This window comes from Streptomyces sp. MS191 (genome assembly GCF_008042125.1).
GTDB lineage: Bacteria > Actinomycetota > Actinomycetes > Streptomycetales > Streptomycetaceae > Streptomyces.
Map to the genome: position 1 here is coordinate 32,128 of NZ_RDBI01000020.1, position 16,207 is coordinate 48,334.

At 71.0% G+C, this 16,207-nt stretch carries 20 protein-coding genes and 1 tRNA gene; 14 read left to right on the forward strand and 7 right to left on the reverse strand.

From position 1 onward, the window contains the following. Nucleotides 1–150 precede the first annotated feature (150 nt). Genes EAO71_RS02570 through EAO71_RS02580 form a run of 3 tightly spaced genes read left to right on the forward strand, consistent with a single transcriptional unit; the run spans nucleotide 151 to nucleotide 1,752 of the window. A complete protein-coding gene (locus tag EAO71_RS02570) occupies nucleotides 151–612 on the forward strand; it encodes an Hsp20/alpha crystallin family protein (protein ID WP_147976119.1) in 462 nt (153 codons plus the stop codon). Next, nucleotides 609–1,112 carry a flavodoxin domain-containing protein gene (locus EAO71_RS02575; RefSeq protein WP_147976120.1) on the forward strand — a complete coding sequence of 168 codons (504 nt, stop codon included), beginning with the start codon at nucleotides 609–611 and terminating at the stop codon, nucleotides 1,110–1,112. The genes EAO71_RS02570 and EAO71_RS02575 overlap by 4 nt, the downstream gene beginning before the upstream one ends. Nucleotides 1,113–1,158: 46 nt before the next feature. Then, nucleotides 1,159–1,752, forward strand: a complete 594-nt coding sequence (locus tag EAO71_RS02580) for an Rv1733c family protein (RefSeq protein ID WP_147976121.1) — start codon at nucleotides 1,159–1,161, stop codon at nucleotides 1,750–1,752. Between the two features lie 176 nt (nucleotides 1,753–1,928). On the opposite strand, the gene EAO71_RS02585 is transcribed toward EAO71_RS02580, so the two are convergent. Next, nucleotides 1,929–2,582 (reverse strand): CBS domain-containing protein, encoded by a 654-nt coding sequence (locus tag EAO71_RS02585; protein WP_147976122.1) that lies wholly within the window; start codon nucleotides 2,580–2,582, stop codon nucleotides 1,929–1,931. 203 nt (nucleotides 2,583–2,785) lie between these two features. Here EAO71_RS02585 and EAO71_RS02590 point away from each other — a divergent pair, with 203 nt between their 5' ends. The 3 genes from EAO71_RS02590 to EAO71_RS02600 all read left to right on the forward strand — a co-directional run bounded on the left by EAO71_RS02590 (nucleotide 2,786) and on the right by EAO71_RS02600 (nucleotide 6,910). After that, nucleotides 2,786–3,826 carry a zinc-dependent alcohol dehydrogenase family protein gene (locus tag EAO71_RS02590; RefSeq protein ID WP_147976123.1) on the forward strand — a complete coding sequence of 347 codons (1,041 nt, stop codon included), beginning with the start codon at nucleotides 2,786–2,788 and terminating at the stop codon, nucleotides 3,824–3,826. Nucleotides 3,827–3,925: 99 nt separating this feature from the next. Then, entirely contained in the window at nucleotides 3,926–4,783 is an 858-nt protein-coding gene (locus EAO71_RS02595; protein WP_147976124.1) for a universal stress protein, read from the forward strand. A 393-nt stretch (nucleotides 4,784–5,176) separates the two neighbouring features. Next, nucleotides 5,177–6,910: a sensor histidine kinase gene (locus EAO71_RS02600; protein ID WP_147976167.1), complete on the forward strand. Its 1,734-nt coding sequence runs from the start codon at nucleotides 5,177–5,179 to the stop codon at nucleotides 6,908–6,910. Nucleotides 6,911–6,998: 88 nt separating this feature from the next. Here EAO71_RS02600 and EAO71_RS02605 read toward each other — a convergent pair whose 3' ends face one another. From EAO71_RS02605 to EAO71_RS02615, 3 genes are read right to left on the reverse strand one after another with little or no spacing between them, the layout of a single operon-like run. Beyond that, nucleotides 6,999–7,700: a response regulator gene (locus EAO71_RS02605; protein ID WP_147976125.1), complete on the reverse strand. Its 702-nt coding sequence runs from the start codon at nucleotides 7,698–7,700 to the stop codon at nucleotides 6,999–7,001. Nucleotides 7,701–7,750: 50 nt separating this feature from the next. Continuing rightward, on the reverse strand, nucleotides 7,751–8,389 hold the full coding sequence (locus tag EAO71_RS02610) for a CBS domain-containing protein (RefSeq protein WP_147976126.1): 639 nt from the start codon (nucleotides 8,387–8,389) through the stop codon (nucleotides 7,751–7,753). A 24-nt stretch (nucleotides 8,390–8,413) separates the two neighbouring features. Beyond that, the gene (locus EAO71_RS02615; RefSeq protein ID WP_147976127.1) at nucleotides 8,414–8,872 is read right to left on the reverse strand and encodes a Crp/Fnr family transcriptional regulator; all 459 of its coding nucleotides are present in this window, start codon (nucleotides 8,870–8,872) and stop codon (nucleotides 8,414–8,416) included. 289 nt (nucleotides 8,873–9,161) lie between these two features. On the opposite strand from EAO71_RS02615, the gene EAO71_RS02620 reads away from it, so the two are divergent. From EAO71_RS02620 to EAO71_RS02640, 4 genes are all read left to right on the forward strand, one after another. Beyond that, on the forward strand, nucleotides 9,162–9,584 hold the full coding sequence (locus EAO71_RS02620) for a DUF2690 domain-containing protein (protein ID WP_187282532.1): 423 nt from the start codon (nucleotides 9,162–9,164) through the stop codon (nucleotides 9,582–9,584). Nucleotides 9,585–9,788: 204 nt separating this feature from the next. Then, entirely contained in the window at nucleotides 9,789–10,022 is a 234-nt protein-coding gene (locus EAO71_RS02625; RefSeq protein ID WP_147976129.1) for a hypothetical protein, read from the forward strand. Further along, on the forward strand, nucleotides 10,022–10,294 hold the full coding sequence (locus EAO71_RS02630; RefSeq protein WP_147976130.1) for a hypothetical protein: 273 nt from the start codon (nucleotides 10,022–10,024) through the stop codon (nucleotides 10,292–10,294). Before EAO71_RS02625 ends, EAO71_RS02630 begins: the two co-directional genes overlap by 1 nt. Nucleotides 10,295–10,506: 212 nt before the next feature. Then, nucleotides 10,507–11,151: a dihydrofolate reductase family protein gene (locus tag EAO71_RS02640; protein WP_147976131.1), complete on the forward strand. Its 645-nt coding sequence runs from the start codon at nucleotides 10,507–10,509 to the stop codon at nucleotides 11,149–11,151. Between the two features lie 92 nt (nucleotides 11,152–11,243). Here EAO71_RS02640 and EAO71_RS02645 read toward each other — a convergent pair whose 3' ends face one another. Together EAO71_RS02645 and EAO71_RS02650 are read right to left on the reverse strand one after the other, a co-directional pair. Continuing rightward, nucleotides 11,244–11,795: a YciI family protein gene (locus EAO71_RS02645; protein ID WP_147976132.1), complete on the reverse strand. Its 552-nt coding sequence runs from the start codon at nucleotides 11,793–11,795 to the stop codon at nucleotides 11,244–11,246. A 174-nt stretch (nucleotides 11,796–11,969) separates the two neighbouring features. Next, a complete protein-coding gene (locus tag EAO71_RS02650; protein ID WP_147976133.1) occupies nucleotides 11,970–13,001 on the reverse strand; it encodes a helix-turn-helix domain-containing protein in 1,032 nt (343 codons plus the stop codon). 165 nt (nucleotides 13,002–13,166) lie between these two features. Between EAO71_RS02650 and EAO71_RS02655 the strand changes: the two genes are divergently transcribed. The 4 genes from EAO71_RS02655 to EAO71_RS02670 all read left to right on the forward strand — a co-directional run bounded on the left by EAO71_RS02655 (nucleotide 13,167) and on the right by EAO71_RS02670 (nucleotide 15,062). Continuing rightward, nucleotides 13,167–13,580, forward strand: coding sequence for a peptidoglycan-binding domain-containing protein (locus EAO71_RS02655; protein WP_147976134.1), 414 nt, complete (start codon nucleotides 13,167–13,169; stop codon nucleotides 13,578–13,580). Nucleotides 13,581–13,734: 154 nt separating this feature from the next. Further along, nucleotides 13,735–14,163: a VOC family protein gene (locus tag EAO71_RS02660; protein ID WP_147976135.1), complete on the forward strand. Its 429-nt coding sequence runs from the start codon at nucleotides 13,735–13,737 to the stop codon at nucleotides 14,161–14,163. Between the two features lie 140 nt (nucleotides 14,164–14,303). Further along, a tRNA-Met gene (locus EAO71_RS02665) sits at nucleotides 14,304–14,377 on the forward strand. A gap of 118 nt (nucleotides 14,378–14,495) precedes the next feature. Then, entirely contained in the window at nucleotides 14,496–15,062 is a 567-nt protein-coding gene (locus tag EAO71_RS02670; RefSeq protein ID WP_147976136.1) for a hypothetical protein, read from the forward strand. Between the two features lie 169 nt (nucleotides 15,063–15,231). On the opposite strand, the gene EAO71_RS02675 is transcribed toward EAO71_RS02670, so the two are convergent. After that, nucleotides 15,232–16,083 carry an aldo/keto reductase gene (locus tag EAO71_RS02675; protein WP_147976168.1) on the reverse strand — a complete coding sequence of 284 codons (852 nt, stop codon included), beginning with the start codon at nucleotides 16,081–16,083 and terminating at the stop codon, nucleotides 15,232–15,234. Nucleotides 16,084–16,207 lie beyond the last annotated feature (124 nt).

Consider the following 16,207-nt stretch of genomic DNA (forward strand, 5'->3'; position numbering starts at 1 on the left):
GACAGCCCCCTTGGACACTGCGCCACGCGACCCCGCAGGCGGAAGAGTGGGGTACGGAGTCGGACCGGAACGCACGGGCGATCCGCCCGCCCGCCCGAACCGACTCGGCCCGCGGCGAGTTTCCCGGGCCCCTACACAAGGAGCAGAACCATGACCGGAGGCAAGGTGGAACGCAGGCACAGCCTCTTCCCGGACTTCAACGACTGGTTCAACCGGGAGTTTCCGGGGCTGCCCGGCTGGCGACCCGCGACGGCTGCCCACTCCATCCCGGTGGAGGTGACCAACAGCGGCGGGGTCTACGTACTGAGGGCCGAGCTCCCGGGAATGGACCCGGACGACGACATCAGCATCACCGTCGACGACAACCTCCTCACGGTGAACGCGGAGCACGGCGAAACCAAGGAAGACAAGGAGCATTCGGAGTTCCGCTACGGGTCGTTCCGCAGGACCGTACGCCTCCCGGCCACGATCCCGGCCGACGACGTCGAGGCGTCGTACGCCGACGGCATCCTCACCGTCCGTGTGCCCATGCCCGACGAGCAGACCACGGCGGTGCGGACGATTCCGGTGAAGCGGATCGGGAAGCCGAGCGAGGGCGGCGCGGCGCCATGAACGCCAAGCGCGTCCTGGTCGCCTACGGCAGCAAGGCCGGCGCGACCGCGGGAATCGCCGAGGAGATCGGCCGGACGCTCCGGGACGACGGTTTCGACGCGGTCGTCCTGCCGGCCGACACCGTCACCGACGTCAGCGGCTACGACGGCGTCGTCCTCGGCGGCGCCCTGTACGCCGGGCACTGGACGGGCAAGGCCAGGCGCTGCGCCCGGCGGAACGCCGAACAGCTGCGCCGCCGGCCGCTGTGGCTCTTCAGCAGCGGTCCCGTCGACAGCTCCGCGGACGAGCGCGACATCCCGCCCGTACGCGGTGTCGCCCGGCGGATGGAAAAACTCGGTGCACGCGAGCACATGACCTTCGGCGGCGCCGTGACCGCCGATACGTCGGACCCGGTCGCCCGGGCCATGGTGAGCCGGGGCAAGGGCGGAGACTTCCGTAATCCGGAACGGATCCGGGTATGGGCTCATCACATCGGAACGGAACTCGGCGCCACGGCCTGAGAGCGCCGCGGGTCCGTCGGCCGGCACCCCCGAGGGGAGGTGGGGCATGTCCCACCAGGAGCCTCCGAGCCGCGGGACGGCCCTTCCGGCGAGGGGCGCGTTCGGACGTACCGCCCTGTTCGTCGTCCTGATGATCGCCCTGGTCGGCGGCGCCATCGCCGCCGGGATTCTGTGGAACGCCGGAGCCAGGGCCGATCGAGAGCTCGCCGCCCATCGCCACCGGGTGCACGCGACCACCACCGGGCCGGCCAGGGACCCGTTCGTCATCGGCCGGTACGGCTCGAAGCCGCAGGCCCTCGCACCGGCGGTATGGGAACAGCCCGAACACGTCCGCCGGTCCGGGACCGTTCTCGTCCCGCCCCGGACGCCGCAGGGCCACACCGTGACGGTCTGGGTGGACGACGCGGGGTCCCCGGCCCGGCCACCGCGCAGCACCGCGGACCGGGCCCTCGTCTCCCTCTCGGGCGGTACCGCGGCGGCAGGTGTCGTCGGCGCGGCGGGGACCGGCATGGTCCTGCTCGTCCGGCGGCGAACCGAAGGGCGCCGGCTCGCCGACTGGGAACGGGAGTGGGAGCGGGTGGAACCCGTGTGGTCCGGACGCCTGCACCGAGGCAGCGGTGCCGGAGGCGACGACGACTGACCGTGTTCCCGGCGCCGCCGCGGTGCCACTGCCCCCGCCCGGGCCGTTTCCTCCCGACCTCATCGACCTCAGTGAGCCTCTGCCCGGACCGCTCGGCAGGTCGCTGGTGGTCACCGGGAGGGTCTTCCGGCATGCGCGACGGGGCCGGTGTCCGGAACCGGAAAGGCCGGGCGCGGTCAGCCCGTGCCCTCGGCGGTGAGCTCGCACCGCACGTCCACCACGCCCTCGACGGCGCGGGCCAGACGGACCGCGAGCGGGATGAGAGCGCTGTCGCGGACCGTGCCGGACAGGGTCACGACGCCGGCGTCGACCAGGACGTCGACCTGGCGGTGCGAGAGCGAGAACAGGTGCTCGACGACGTCGCGGCGCACCTCGGCGGCCAGGTCCTCGTCCGGACGGAGGAAGACCTTGAGGAGGTCGGACCGGCTCACGATCCCTTCCAGGGAGCCGCCCGAGTCGACGACCGGCAGCCGCTTCACCCGGTGCGCGGCCATGAGGCGCGCGGCCCGCGGCAACGAGGCGCCTGGATTCACGGTCACGGCGGGCGTCGTCATCAGGTCCCCGGCCCGCCGGGAGCCGGCCTTGGCCGTGGCATCGCCTCGGCGCAGCTGTTCGACGAGACCGAGCCGGTGGTCGTGGAACTCCTCCTTGAGAAGCAGGTCCGCCTCGGAGACGATCCCGACCACGCGGCCCTCGCCCTCGATGACCGGGACGGCCGTCACCTTCCACCGCTCCATGGCGGCGACGATCTCCTTGAACTCCGCTCCGGGCCGCACGGCGACGACCTTCTTGGTCATCACGTCGGCGACGGTGAAGGGCTGAGCGGCCATGACTCCCTCCTCGGCAGGCGGGCGTACGCCGGGGGACCGGGCACCTGGGCGTCCGATCTCCACCCTCGCATCCGGACCGGGCCGGTCCGGAGGGGCCGAGCGGGTCCTTCCAGGGGCCGACCGGCTCATGTGCCGACGGAGAGCGGCGCACACCCTGGAGAACGGGGACCGCTGCGACTCGCGACAGGAAGTGGGTGGGCGCCATGAAGGCACTCGTCTTCCAGGGGACGGGCCGGCTCGCCTGGCAGGACGTACCCGACCCGGGCGTCAAGGACCCCGCCGACGCGATCGTCCGCGTCGACGCCGTCACCATCTGCGGCACGGACCTGCACATCCTGAAGGGGGACGTGCCGGAGGTGACCTCCGGCCGGATCCTCGGACACGAGGCGGTCGGCACGGTCGTCGAGACGGGCAGCGACGTCCGCACGGTGCGGCCCGGAGACCGCGTGCTGATCTCCTGCATCACGGCCTGCGGCCGATGCCGCTTCTGCCGCGAGGGCCGCTACGGCCAATGCCGCGGCGGGGGAGGCTGGATCCTCGGCCACACCATCGACGGCACACAGGCGGAGTACGTCCGAGTGCCGTTCGCGGACCTGTCCGTGTACCCGCTGCCGAGCGCGGTCGAGAGCTCCGACGCCGTCCTGCTCGCGGACATCTTCCCCACCTCCTACGAGGTGGGCGTCCTGAACGGCGGCGTACGGCCGGCCGACACGGTGGTCGTGGTCGGCGCCGGGCCCGTCGGCCTCGCCGCGGTCGTCACCGCACGGCTCTACAGCCCCGGACAGATCGTGGCCGTCGACCTCGCCGACTCCCGGCTCGCCGCCGCACGCACGCTGGGCGCCGACGCCACCGTCACCGCGGGCGAGGACCCGGAGCAGTTCGTCGCGGACCTGACCGACGGCCTGGGTGCCGACGTCGTCATGGAGGCCGTGGGCGTCCCCGAGACGTTCGAGATGTGCACGCGGATGGTCCGGCCGGGCGGCCGGGTCGCCAACATCGGCGTCCACGGCAAGCCGGCGACACTGCACCTCGAAGAGCTGTGGATCAAGGACGTCACGATCACCACCGGACTCGTGGACACCTACTCCACGCCGCTGCTCCTGCGCATGATGTCCGCCGGACGACTGCCTGCTGCGTCCCTGGTCACCCACCGCTTCCCCCTGGACCGGATGGAAGAGGCCTACGACGTCTTCGGGCGCGCGGCGGACACGGGCGCCCTCAAGGTCGTGCTCGCCGGGGCGTAGGCCCCGACGACCTGCGCGGCGCACCATCCGAACCGGAGGCCGGCGCCCACCGCCCCGGGAACCCGTCCCTCCGCGACGGCCAGGACAGGGGAGTACGACATGACACGCACCACGGGCCGACGCGACATCGTCGTCGGCATCGATCCGGTCGGGAACGGGCAGCCGGCCCTTGCCTGGGCTGCGGAGGAGGCTCTCCTGCGAGGCACGGGACTGCGCCTCGTGGTCGCCGTGCCGCCGCAGCACGACACCCAGCACGTGGACGACACCCCTCGTCACCTGGCGCGGCGGCAGGCAGGCACGGAGGCCCTCCGCGGATCCCTTGCCTGGGTGGAGGCCCGGCAGCCGGGCATCAGGGCCGACTCCGCGCTTCTCGACGGGTTCCCTTCAGCGGTCCTGGCGGGCCTCACGCGCGAGGCCGCCATGGTCGTGCTGGGCTCCCGGCACCTCAGCCGCACCGAGGAGTTCCTGAGCGCCGGCTCCCTGGTCGTACCGGTGACGGCGAAGGCGCGCTGCCCGGTGGCCGTCGTGGTCGCGGAACACGTCGCGCGGGAGCAGCCCTGCCTCGTCGTCGGCGTCGACGGCAGCGAGTCCTCCCGCGCGGCCCTGGCCTGGGCCTTCGAGGAAGCGGACCTCCGGCGCTGCGCCCTGCGGGTCGTCGCCGCCTGGCAACCCCCGGTCTTCACGCTGCACAGCCGTGACACGGTCTTCGACGCCGAGACCCACCTCCTCTCGGAGACCACCGCGGGCTGGGCGGAGAAGTACCCCGACGTCCAAGTCACCCACGAGGTGCTCCCCGGCTCCCCGGTCGAGACGCTCGCGGACGCCGCCGAACACGCGCTCGCCGTGGTCGTCGGCCGTCGGGGCCGCGGTGGATACACCGGGATGCGCGTCGGCTCCGTCGTCCACGGACTGCTGCACCGTGCCCGGTGCCCGGTGATCACCGTCCCGGCGGGATGAGCGGGCAGGACGGCGTCGGCAGCGGACCGCGCACGCGCGCCGATCCGGAGGACGACGGGGGAGCGGGCGGTCGGCGTCGTCCGACGGGGACTCGTCCCGGGACTTCCCTCCCGGAGGTTCACCCGTATGAACCCCCTCCTGCCCATGTCCGTCCTCGCCTCCACCCTGCCGCTGTCCGTGCCCTTCCCGCGCCGGGTCCCGGTGGCCGGACCGGTCGATCGGGCGGGTGTCGGGACCGCCGCGTCCAGCGCACCCCTCGGCCTCCCCGCCGGACGCCGACTCCGCACCGCCTTCCTCCGGACGAATCCGGATAAAGTGACCGAGGGGCCGGAACCACCCTGACGTTGTGCCCATCAGGCGCGGACCGTGCGTCCGACGTGGCCGGAGGCGATGATGGATCACGAAGGCCCGCGACCGACGGACGGCAGGCTGCCGCGGCTGCGACTCGACGAGCTGCTCGATGAGCTCCAGGTGCGCATCGACGAAGTACGGAGCACCAGGGACCGGCTCAACGGGCTGCTGGAAGCCGTCATGACCGTCGGCAGGAAGCTCGACCTGCCGCAGGTGCTGCGCGGCATCGTGCAGGCGGCGGTGACGCTGGTGGACGCCGAGTACGGAGCCCTCGGCGTCATCGGAGACGACGACAAGCTCTCCGAGTTCCTCCCCGTCGGCATCGACGACGACCTACGGAAGCAGATCGGGGCGCTGCCCTCCGGCCACGGCCTGCTCGGAGAGCTGATCCGCAACCCCCAGCCGCTGCGGCTGTCCGAGCTGTCCGAGCATCCCGCCTCCTACGGGCTCCCGCCGCACCACCCGCCGATGCACACGTTCCTGGGCGTACCCATCCGCGTGCGCGACGAGGTCTTCGGCAACCTCTACCTCACCGAGAAGCGGGGGGCGGCCGACTTCGACGCCGAGGACGAGGCGGTGGTGACGACCCTGGCCGTCGCCGCCGGCATCGCGATCGACAACGCCCGCCTCTACGAGGAGGGCCGGCGCAAGCAGCGGTGGCTGGCCGCGAGCTCCGACCTCACCAACGCCCTGCTGTCGGGCACGGAGGAGACCGAGGTCCTCGACGGGATGCTGGAGCACGCGGTGGACATCGCGGGCGCCGACATGGGCGTCTTCTACCTGGTGGGGACCGGCGGTGAACTACGCGGTTCGCTCGCCCGCGGTGAGGGGGCCGAAGCGCACCGCGGCGTCGTCCTGCCGACCAGCGAAGGAACGCTCGCCGAGGCCGCCCTCGCGCAGGAGGGCCTGGTCACGGTCGTCGACGTCGCGAACGAACCGCGGATCACCGTGCAGCCCGAGCGGTGGAAGGGCTTCGGACCGGTGGTGGCCGTCACGGTCGGAACCAAGGAGCGACTCAGCGGGGTGCTGATCCTCGCGCGGCGCCGCGGGAGGCCCCCGTTCACAGGTCCGGAGATCACGGCACTCCCGGGATTCGCGGGGCAGGCCGCACTGGCCCTCGAACTGGCCGACCGGCGCCGCGACGCCGAGCAGGTGAGCCTCCTGGAGGACCGTGACCGGATCGCCCGCGACCTCCACGACCTCGCGATCCAGCGTCTGTTCGCCACCGGGATGACCCTGCAGAGCGCGCGGCGGTTCGTCGAACACCCGGAAGCCGTGGACCGGCTGGAGCGGGCCATCGACGACCTGGACGCCACCATCAAGATCATCCGATCGACCATCTTCGGACTTCGGGAACACGAGACCCCCGGCGTCGCCCCGAAGCTCAGAAGCCGCGTGGTCACCGCGGTGGACCAGGCCGCGGCCACGCTCGGGTTCGCCCCGGCCCTGCGCATGGAAGGGCTTCTCGACACGGATGTCCCCCCGGAGGCGGCCGACGCGGTGATCGCCGTCATCGGGGAAGGGCTCACCAACGTGGCGCGGCACGCGCGGTCCCGCCGGGCCGAGGTCACGGTCGTCGCCGACGACGGCGTCCTGATGGTGAGAGTGGGTGACAACGGAATCGGTATGCCACCGGACGTCGCCCGGAGCGGACTGCGGAACCTCCTCGAGCGAGCCGAGCGGCTGGGCGGCACCCTGTCGGTCCATGCCCGAGCGGAACCGGGCACCGGCACCGTACTGGAGTGGCGGATCCCGCTGACGGACGGGCGGGAGTGAGACCGGGCGGGAGTGAGACCGGGCCCCGTCCCGGCCCTGTCCGGCCCCGGACCTTTGTCCGGCCGCGACCCCTATCCGGTCCTGACCTCTATCCGGTTCCGGTGCCGGTCCCGGTGCCGTGCTCGTGCTCGTGCGCCTGCGCGGCGATGACGGCCGCCTGCACGCGGCGCTCCACGCCGAGCTTGCCCAGCAGGCGCGAGATGTGGTGCTTGACCGTCTTCTCCGACAGGTAGAGCCGCTGGGCGATCTGCCGGTTGGTGAGCCCCTCGCCGATGAGGTCGAGTACGGACCGCTCCCGCTCGGAGAGCATCGCGAGCCGCTCGTCCTCCGGCGGCCTCGCGGTCTCCGGCTCCCGAAGCGCGTGCATCAGCCGAGCGGTGGTCGCGGGATCCAGCAGCGACTGCCCCGTGGCCACGGTCCGTACCGCCGAGACGAGATCGGACCCCTTGATCTGCTTGAGCACGTAACCGGCCGCCCCCGCCATGATCGCGTCGAGCAGGGCGTCCTCGTCGTCGAACGAGGTCAGCATCAGACAGGCCAGCTCGGGCATCGCGGAGCGCAGTTCGCGGCAGACCGACACTCCGTCGCCGTCCGGCAGCCGGACGTCGAGGACCGCGACGTCGGGACGCAGCGCCGGGCCGCGGGCCAGCGCCTGCTCCGCCGTCGCCGCCTCGCCGACCACCTCCATGTCGGGCTCGTCGTCGATCAGGTCACGAAGGCCCCGGCGGACGACCTCGTGGTCGTCGACGAGGAAGACCCGCGCCGGCGCGGAGGCCGGAAGACCGGACATGGCGTCCCCTGCGGTCGGTGGATTCGTATCCGCCCCGTGAAGATTGTCCGTCATGGGGCGCCCGCAGGGGCACCGAGATCCATCCGGACGTCGACGACACCCTCCACCGCCCGCACGGCGCGGGCGATCAGCGGCACCATCGACCGGTCGGCGAGCACACCGCGCACGGTCGCCACACCCTCCCGTACAGCGACGTCCAGGTGCGCCGCGGCAGCCGGCTCACCGAGGACGGAACGGCGGATCTCCTCCTCGATCTCGGCATCCGCGCGGAGGAACACCTTGAGCAGGTCGCTGCGGCTGACGACACCCTCCAGCATCCCGATGCCGTCGACGACGGGCAGACGCTTCACCTTCCGCGTGGCCATGATCCGCGCCGCCGCGGCGAGCGTGGTGTCGGGGTGCACGGTCACGGCCGGGGCCGACATGAGCTCCCCGGCTCGCAGCGCCCCGGCCTTGGCGGCCTCGCCGGCTTCGTCCGGCCGGGGCTCATCGAGCCGGAACTCCTCCTTCGGCAGAAGATCCGCCTCCGACACGACCCCGACGACACGTCCCTCGCCCTCGAGGACGGGGACGGCGCTGACCTTCCACTCGTCCATCAGGGCGACGATCTCCTTGTACGGCGCGTCCCGGCCGATCGCGACGGCGGTGTGGGTCATGACGTCGCTGACGGTGTAGGGCGAGGCAGTCATGACGGTCTCCTGAGGGTCGAGGGTCTACAAGCCGCTGCCGTGCGGGGCGTACAGATCGAGGAGCCGCACCCGGGCGGAGTCCAGCCGGTGGGCGAGCATCTGTGCGACGAGATGGCCGAGGGCGGAGCCGAGGTGCGGATCGGCGTCCATCATCATGCGCACGGTCATCGCGTCGAATTCGTACGCCCGCACCCGCGTCATGGCCTCCGCCCCGCAGTGCCAGCGATACGGCGCGAACAGCCACGACCATCCGAGCAGCTCACCCGCGTTCACGGTGTCGACCACCGCCGGACGTTCGCCCGGCACCGGGACGTCCAGCGTGACCGTACCGGTACGAAGAACCCAGAAATGCTCGGCGGGACCGCCTTCCTCGAACAGCCTGCTGCCTTCGGGAAGGTCCACCGGGCGGGCGCATGCCATCAGCCGGTCACGCTGCTCCGCGGACAGGGCTGCCGCGAGGCGAGGGGAAGCGACAGGACTCATCGGAGAACCTCCTCATCAGTGTCCGCCTCCAGTGTGCGCAGCACGGCACGGGCGCAGGGAGGGCCGGATGGTCCCCTTCTCGGACCTCTCGGGGTCAGCCGGTGTGGCCCCCGAGGGACCGGTGCGGTCCAGCGGCTCCGGGAACACCACCGCAGGGTGCCGACGTCGAGCCGGTCCGGGTCGCCTCTCCGGCGCGTGGACACGCTGTCTGACGGTGCCGAGTTCCCTCTTGACAGCGGCGGTTGGCTCCATCAGTCTCTGCCCACCGTTGATGGACATGGGGGGACACATGAGTTCACTCAGGAGAGCGGCGTTTCGACTGCTTCTGGTCATGGCGACCGTGCTCGGCAGCCTGACCTTCGCCGCGGGGCAGGCGAACGCTGTGAGCTGCTACGGATGGACATGTGACGGCCGTGATCCGCAAGGACTGTGCAGTGCGGACGCGCGCACTGTCCTCTCCACCACGACTCCCCTCGGGGTCCGGGTCGAGCTGCGGTACAGCCGTACGTGCAGGGCCGCTTGGGCCCGCATCACCAATGCCTGGCCCGGAGACTTCGCCGATGTGGACAGCAACGGCGGCACGTCCTACACGGCGACCGTCTCCTCCGGTCACGACGTCTACACACTCATGGTGGACGACGTCAATCCGCTCAAGGCACGTGCCTGTGGGGGCGCGAGCTTCAACGACATGCGGTGCACGGGCTGGTTCTAGGGCGCGTGCCAGGCGTCGCGGGGCAGGCGGGACTTGCGCCACATGCCCGGGGGCCCGACGCGAGTTCTCGCCGGGTAGCCCCCGGGTGATCGGCTGCATCCTCTGCGACTCCTCTCCGGGCCGGTCCGTCCGGAGTGGTCCCCATGGGCGTGGAGTGGGCGATACCGTGGGAGCAGACGCCAGTTCTGCCCTTTGGAGTCCTCGATGAGCGAACAGCCGGCCCCCGCCGAACACGTCCGGCAGCAGCTGGAGCCCGCGGCCGCCGACGCGGTCCGCGCGTACGCGGCCAAGACCCGCGAGAACGCCGACCAGCTCGCCGCCGTCCTGGAGGACATCGCCACCAACGGGCTGCCACCGGTGGAGGGCTCCACTCCCTGGGAGGAGCTCCGCGAGGCCCACCTCGCCCGGCTCGCGGGCCAGCGCCCGGCCGTCGCCTGATGGCCCAGCAGCACAGCCCGCGCCGCGCCCGGATCGCCTTCTCCGACTCCGCCGCCAAGCAGCTCGAGAACATCACCGACGAGGCGGAGATCCACGCCCTGGACCGCGCCCTGGTGGTCATCTCCGTCGACCCCGAGGCCGGCGAACCTATCCCCGGCGACACGACCGGCCCCCAGCTGCGCCAGTACGCCGATGAGGTCGAGCAGGTACGCGTTCTGTACTTCGTCACCGCGCTCCGCACGGTCGTGGTCGTCGCCTACATCGAGGTTTAGAGCACAGTGCTTTGATGGTGTGTCAGTCAACGGGTCCTTGGAATGGCTCCGAAGGGGTGGTCGGCCCCTCGCCGCAGGGGCCTTCCTGAAACGGGCGAACCACGCAAGCAGGGACAGTATGTAGCCTCGGTTCCGACCGGTCGCGGACGCGGCGATGAGATTTCCCGGCCCGGCGAGTCTCACCACCGTTGTCGACAACACAGGAGGAACACGTGGCTCAGTTGCTGAGGGTCCAGAACTTCAACGTCTCGAGTGACGGAATCGGCGCCGGCGAGGACCAGACCCTCGAGAGGCCGTTCGGGCATGTCGACCCCGAGAGGCTGTTCGCCTGGGCCGGCGCCACGGCGAGCTGGCCCATGCGCACCGAGCCCGGGGGCAGCCGGGGTCTCGACGACTACTTCACGCGGGACTATCCCCACAACATCGGCGCGGAGATCATGGGCCGCAACAAGTTCGGTCCCCAGCGCGGGCCCTGGCACGACCTCGAGTGGCAGGGCTGGTGGGGTGACGAGCCCCCGTTCCGCACCCCGGTGTTCGTCCTGACCCACCACGAGCGTCCTTCGTTCACACTCTCCGACACCACGTTCCACTTCGTCGACGGCGACCCCGCCACGGTTCTCGAGCAGGCGCGGGAAGCGGCCCAGGGCAAGGACGTCCGACTCGGCGGTGGGGTCAGCACCATCCGGCAGTTCCTCGACGCCGACCTCGTCGACACCATGCACGTGGCGGTCTCTCCCGTGAAGCTCGGGTCGGGGCTGCGACTCTGGGAGTCCCCGGAAGAGCTGCTCGACCGGTTCCACCTGGATGTGGTTCCCAGCCCGAGCGGGGTGACCCACCACCTGTTCTGGCGAAAGTGACCGGTCCGCAGGGGCGCCCCGTGGAGGTGGGCGCCCCTGCGGCAGCCGTGGACACGATCAGGCGGCGCCTTGTCCTCGCTCCCGGACATGACCTAGGACGGGCGCCCGCCGAACTGCCAGTTGTGCACCTCGATGTCGGCATACCGGTCCGGTGTCAGGATGGCGCGTGCCGTGTCCGGGTCGGGCGCCCGGACCAACAGCGCCGTGCCCAGCCAGGTGGCGCCGTCGTCGGACAGCAGCGGCCCGTAGGCGATCAGCTCGTCCCGATCGGGCGGCACCGTGAGGTCGGCGGCATCCCCCGTGCCGAGGCCGATCACCAGGTATCGGTTGCCGCCGGTCCGGCCGCCGGGGAAGTCCCACATGGTGCGCCCCAGGGTGTTGCGCCACCTTCGAAGGAGCACGTCCCGGTAGACGCCGGCCTGGTAGCCGGGTTCTTCGAAGGCGAACGCGCGGGCAGCCGCGTGATCGGGCAGGTCGACGATGTGCACGCTTCCGGTGGGTGTGCTGCCGTCGCCGGAGAGGGTCGGCCCCCGGGCGATCATCTCCTTCGCGTACCGGTCCATGTACGACCAATGCTCTTCCAGCAGTTCGTGGCGCAGGGGCAGGGACCCGGGCCGGTCGCGGTGGTAGCAGAGGAATTCCATGCCCAATGATCTCTTCGGGGCGGTGACCCGTCGAGCGGTTTCCGGCTGGGCCGGACCAGTTGATCGCCCCGAAGCCTGGACGACACCGGTGGCTCTCGTAGGGTGAGCCTCCGCTTTCTGTGATCGGTGAGGGGGACCAGGTGAGGCCGATGAGGCGGAGGGCGATGCCCACCTCTACCCCGGCACGCCCGGCGGGCCGTCGCTCGTCAGGGCGGGTGCGAGCGGATCGGCCCGGATGAGCGCCGCGCCCAGGGGGGTGAGGGTGTGCAGCACGCGGTTGGCCGAGCGCCGGCTGTTGATCAGTCCGGCATCGCGCAGGGCGGAGGTGTGCTGCGTCGCGGCCGAGGCGGATATCCCCACCGCTCGCGCGAGTTCCCCGGTGGTCGCCCCCGTCGCGCAGGCATGGAGGATGACGGCACGACTCCGTCCGACGACTCCGGCCAGGGCCTCCATGGCGGCCCTGGCCGGGACACGATCGCAGCTCGGCATCCCGTCGAGGACCGAGTACACGACGACCGGTGGCAACTCGGGGTCGGCGATGGGCACGGGCGAGCCCCAGCAGAAGTACGAGGGTACGAGCAGCAGCCCGCGGCCGCCCAGATGAAGGTCCCGGTCGCCGCCGAGCGCGTTCACATGCAGGATCGGCGGCTCCCACCGCATGGTCGGACGCAGACTCCGAAGAAGTCCGTCGATGCCCTCGGTGAGCAGGGCGCGGGTCCGCAGACACCGCTCAGCCTCCAGCGTCGCCTGGACGTGGTCGGCCTGCGGCGCGACGACGGCGTCGTAGTAGGCCCGTAACACCCGCACCAGCTCCGTGCGGATCTCTGCCTCGGCGAGGCGCGGCACCCATGGGGGAGCGCCACTCACCCGGGCCAGCATCCCCACCTCCTGCAGCACCTGGGGAGCCGGCGTGGACAGGATCGCGTCCACACCGGCATCCCAGCCGCCGCCCCCGGCAGCCGGAGTCAGGAAATCGGGGAAATAGGCCGCTCGCGGGAAAAGCGGTAACAGCATGGTGCGTACAGCGGTTTCCAGCCCTTGCTCGCGAAGTCGGCTCCGGGCCGTGCGATGCCATTCGGCATAAGCCCAGCGCCCGCGGCGCGTCTGGAATCGATGCAGGCTGGAGGCGATCTCCCAGAACGGGTCCGCGGCCGCTGCCACACGTGTACGCCCGAGATCGGCATCGGTGAAATGAATGCGGAGCACGCAGTTCCCCCCGATCGCCGTGCGTCTTTTACCTACGGCGAAACATGATGGCTGCCGCCGATCACGGCTGACAAGGTTCGCCGTATCGCACACGCAGTTCCGTCGCCCCGCCACCAGCGGCCGGGTGACGTCCTTCCTGCCCGATTCCCGAAAAAGGAGATCCCTGTGCGCAAGCCTCTCAACGCACTGCTCGCGACCGTCCTGGCGATCGGCGGCGCCGCAGCGATGGCGCTCGGCTCCGCCGGACCGGCTGCGGCCGCCAACCCGACGTGCAACTGGAGCGCTTCGTACTACGGAGCCTGGGTGCCCAACTACGGCACGACCAGCGGCAACGTCAACTGCGCCCTCTACCAGGGCGTCATGAACAGCGTCGCGGTGGGAACGCTGCAGGAGACGCTCAACCTGTGCTACGGCGAAAGACTCGTGGTGGACCAGGACTTCGGGCCCTCCACCGAGGCCGCGCTGCGTCGCGCCCAGCAGAAGGCCGGCACCACCGTGGACGGCGACTACGGTCCGCTCACCCGGAAGGCCATCAAGCACAAGCCCGTCAGCGGCAGCACCTGCGTCCGCGTCCCCTGACCCCGGGACCCCGGTGATGACCCGTCGACATGCTGACGTGGTCCGGTGATCCGGGCTTCGACCCCTGCTGCGCCCCGCCGGCCATGAGGTCGGCGGGGCGCGGTGCATCCACTGGGGGCTGCGTGGGGAAGAGGCCTCCTGCTACGGTGCGCCGATGCCGGCGATCAAGAAGTTCCAGGTGACCTTCGACTGCGCGGAACCCGAGCGCCTCGCTCGCTTCTGGTGCGAGGTGCTCGGGTACGTCGTACCGCCGCCACCAGAGGGGTTCGCCACGTGGGACGACTACAGGAACGCGCAACCACCCGAGCAGCGGGATGCATGGTTCGCCTGCGCGGATCCCTCGGGAGTGGGTCCGCGGTTGTACTTCCAACGCGTCCCCGAAGGGAAGGCCGCCAAGAACCGGGTGCATCTTGATGTGCGGGTCGGCACCGGTCTCGTGGGTGAGGAGCGTCTCGCCGTGCTCGAGGCCGAATGCGCGCGACTGATCCCACTCGGCGCCGTACATGTGCAAACGCTGTACGACGGAAATGACTCGTGCATTCCGATGCTGGACATCGAAGGCAACGAGTTCTGTATCGACTGAGTCTCCGAGCCGGATGCACGTGGAGCCGCGCGACGCGACCTCCGGGCCCCGCTGCCGGCTCCGACCGTGTCCGGTACCGGGGCCGGAGGACGGAGGGTGGCGGACCGGCACCAAAACAGTGTGTAAGCTGGTGTCACCGACGCGGGGTGGAGCAGCTCGGTAGCTCGCTGGGCTCATAACCCAGAGGTCGCAGGTTCAAATCCTGTCCCCGCTACGAAAGACAGGGGCCCGGCGCAGCCGGGCCCCTGTCGCGTTTCCCGGCCGCCGGTTCGCGAGGTTTCGCCGGCCAAGGCGCGATGCGCTGAGTGGCAGAAGAGGATCCGGAGAATCGAGTGACTGCTCAGCAGCCCCATGACGAGGTCCCCGCGACGGTCGCCACGGACGCCGGAATGCTCGTCCTGTGGGATCCGCAGCGGTTCGAGGCCGTCGTCGATGACGACGCCTGGGAGGACGAACTCCTGGAGGACGAGGACATCGTCCGTCATATCCGGGCGGGTGCCCTTGTTCCGGTGAACATCGGCGGAGACGGCGCGTTCGCCGTTCTGGTCCGCCGGGGCAGTGCGGCCGCGGAGGCCGGGTTGACCGAACGGGAGGCAGCCCATCAGCTGGTCGCCTCCCAGCCCTACCTCTTCGTCTCCCGCGGCCGCGCCCTCGTCAGCGGCATCGAAGACGTCAGCGGGGACCCTTCGGACGGTGTGATCGAGCACCCGGTGCCTGAGGGCCGCCATGCCGTGGTCGTCCACCTGATCGACTGGCAGGCCGAAGCCGGCAGCCAGGACGCGGCCGGGCGCCCCGTTCCAGGAGCCCTGCCGGATTTCGTGGTGCTGATCAACCCTGCTCGGCCCGGTCAGGGAACCTTCCGGACCGCGGTGAACACGTTCGAGGCCCCGAACGGCTGATGCCGGCGGACCTGGTCCAGACGTGACCGCCAAGGTTCGCGCGGTGGTCAGGTGAGCAGTCCGCCCTGCTGCGGAGGGGCCACGGAGAACGTCCTTCGGGTGCGGCCCTGCGCGGCCGGCGCGGATACCCGGGGGATTGGCGTGTCCGCGCCGTTCGGCGGCGGCCGGGTCAGGCGTCGACGCGGCGCTTGGCGAGCCAGTCGACCATCTCGGGGTCGCGGTGGTCGAAGAAGAGGGAGCTGCCGGTGTCCAGGGTGGCGATGGCCGCCATCTGCTCGTCGGTGAGCCGGAAGTCGAAGACGTCGAAGTTCTCCGCCATGCGTTCGGCGCGCACCGACTTGGGGATGGCCACGACGCCGCGCTGGGTCAGCCAGCGCAGGACGACCTGGGCGACCGACTTGCCGTGCTCCTTGCCGATGTCGGCCAGGAGCGGGTTGGTGAACAGGTCGTTCCTGCCCTCGGCGAAGCCGCCCCAGGACTGGATCTGCACCCCGTGCCGACGCATGAGGTCCTGGTACTCGGCGCGCTGGAAGAAGGGGTGGGTCTCGATCTGGTTGACCTGCGGGGTGAGCTCGTTGTTGACGATCAGGTCGATCAGCCGGTCCGGGTAGAAGTTGGCGACGCCGATCGCCTTGGTCGCGCCTTCGCGGTTGAGGGCTTCCATGGCGCGCCACTGGCCGTAGACGTCGCCGAAGGGCTGGTGCATCAGATACAGGTCGAGGTGGTCCAGGCCCAGCTTCTCCAGGGACGTCTCGAACGCGCGGCGGGTGTGGTCCTCGGCGGGGGAGTCCTGAACCCACAGCTTGGTCGTGACGAAGAGGTCCTCGCGCGGGATTCCGCTGGACCTGATGGCGCGGCCGACGGCCTCTTCGTTGCCGTAGGCGGCGGCGGTGTCCAGCAGGCGGTAGCCGGCGGCCAGGGCCTCGGAGACGGCGCGCTCGGTGTCCTCGGCGGGGATCTGGTACACGCCGAAGCCGAGGAGCGGCATCTCGACGCCGTTGTTGAGGGTGACGGTCTGCATGAGCGGAAGGTCCTTGCCTGTGCGGCTGGGGGCCGGGGGCGGTTCGGGGGCGTAGCGGGCGGCGCGGGCGGCGAGCTCGCGCAGGTGCTGGTGTTCCTGGTCGTCCATGTGCAGGGCGCGGGCG

Bases quoted from the DNA above. Each gene is read 5' to 3' on its own strand.
- EAO71_RS02580 (WP_147976121.1), top strand. From the start codon at position 1,159: ATGTCCCACCAGGAGCCTCCGAGCCGCGGGACGGCCCTTCCGGCGAGG.
- EAO71_RS02570 (WP_147976119.1), top strand. From the start codon at position 151: ATGACCGGAGGCAAGGTGGAACGCAGGCACAGCCTCTTCCCGGACTTC.
- EAO71_RS02590 (WP_147976123.1), top strand. From the start codon at position 2,786: ATGAAGGCACTCGTCTTCCAGGGGACGGGCCGGCTCGCCTGGCAGGAC.
- EAO71_RS02645 (WP_147976132.1), bottom strand. From the start codon at position 11,795: ATGGAATTCCTCTGCTACCACCGCGACCGGCCCGGGTCCCTGCCCCTG.
- EAO71_RS02625 (WP_147976129.1), top strand. From the start codon at position 9,789: ATGAGCGAACAGCCGGCCCCCGCCGAACACGTCCGGCAGCAGCTGGAG.
- EAO71_RS02615 (WP_147976127.1), bottom strand. From the start codon at position 8,872: ATGAGTCCTGTCGCTTCCCCTCGCCTCGCGGCAGCCCTGTCCGCGGAG.
- EAO71_RS02575 (WP_147976120.1), top strand. From the start codon at position 609: ATGAACGCCAAGCGCGTCCTGGTCGCCTACGGCAGCAAGGCCGGCGCG.
- EAO71_RS02605 (WP_147976125.1), bottom strand. From the start codon at position 7,700: ATGTCCGGTCTTCCGGCCTCCGCGCCGGCGCGGGTCTTCCTCGTCGAC.
- EAO71_RS02595 (WP_147976124.1), top strand. From the start codon at position 3,926: ATGACACGCACCACGGGCCGACGCGACATCGTCGTCGGCATCGATCCG.
- EAO71_RS02620 (WP_187282532.1), top strand. From the start codon at position 9,162: ATGAGTTCACTCAGGAGAGCGGCGTTTCGACTGCTTCTGGTCATGGCG.
- EAO71_RS02610 (WP_147976126.1), bottom strand. From the start codon at position 8,389: ATGACTGCCTCGCCCTACACCGTCAGCGACGTCATGACCCACACCGCC.
- EAO71_RS02675 (WP_147976168.1), bottom strand. From the start codon at position 16,083: ATGCAGACCGTCACCCTCAACAACGGCGTCGAGATGCCGCTCCTCGGC.
- EAO71_RS02585 (WP_147976122.1), bottom strand. From the start codon at position 2,582: ATGGCCGCTCAGCCCTTCACCGTCGCCGACGTGATGACCAAGAAGGTC.
- EAO71_RS02600 (WP_147976167.1), top strand. From the start codon at position 5,177: ATGGATCACGAAGGCCCGCGACCGACGGACGGCAGGCTGCCGCGGCTG.
- EAO71_RS02630 (WP_147976130.1), top strand. From the start codon at position 10,022: ATGGCCCAGCAGCACAGCCCGCGCCGCGCCCGGATCGCCTTCTCCGAC.
- EAO71_RS02660 (WP_147976135.1), top strand. From the start codon at position 13,735: ATGCCGGCGATCAAGAAGTTCCAGGTGACCTTCGACTGCGCGGAACCC.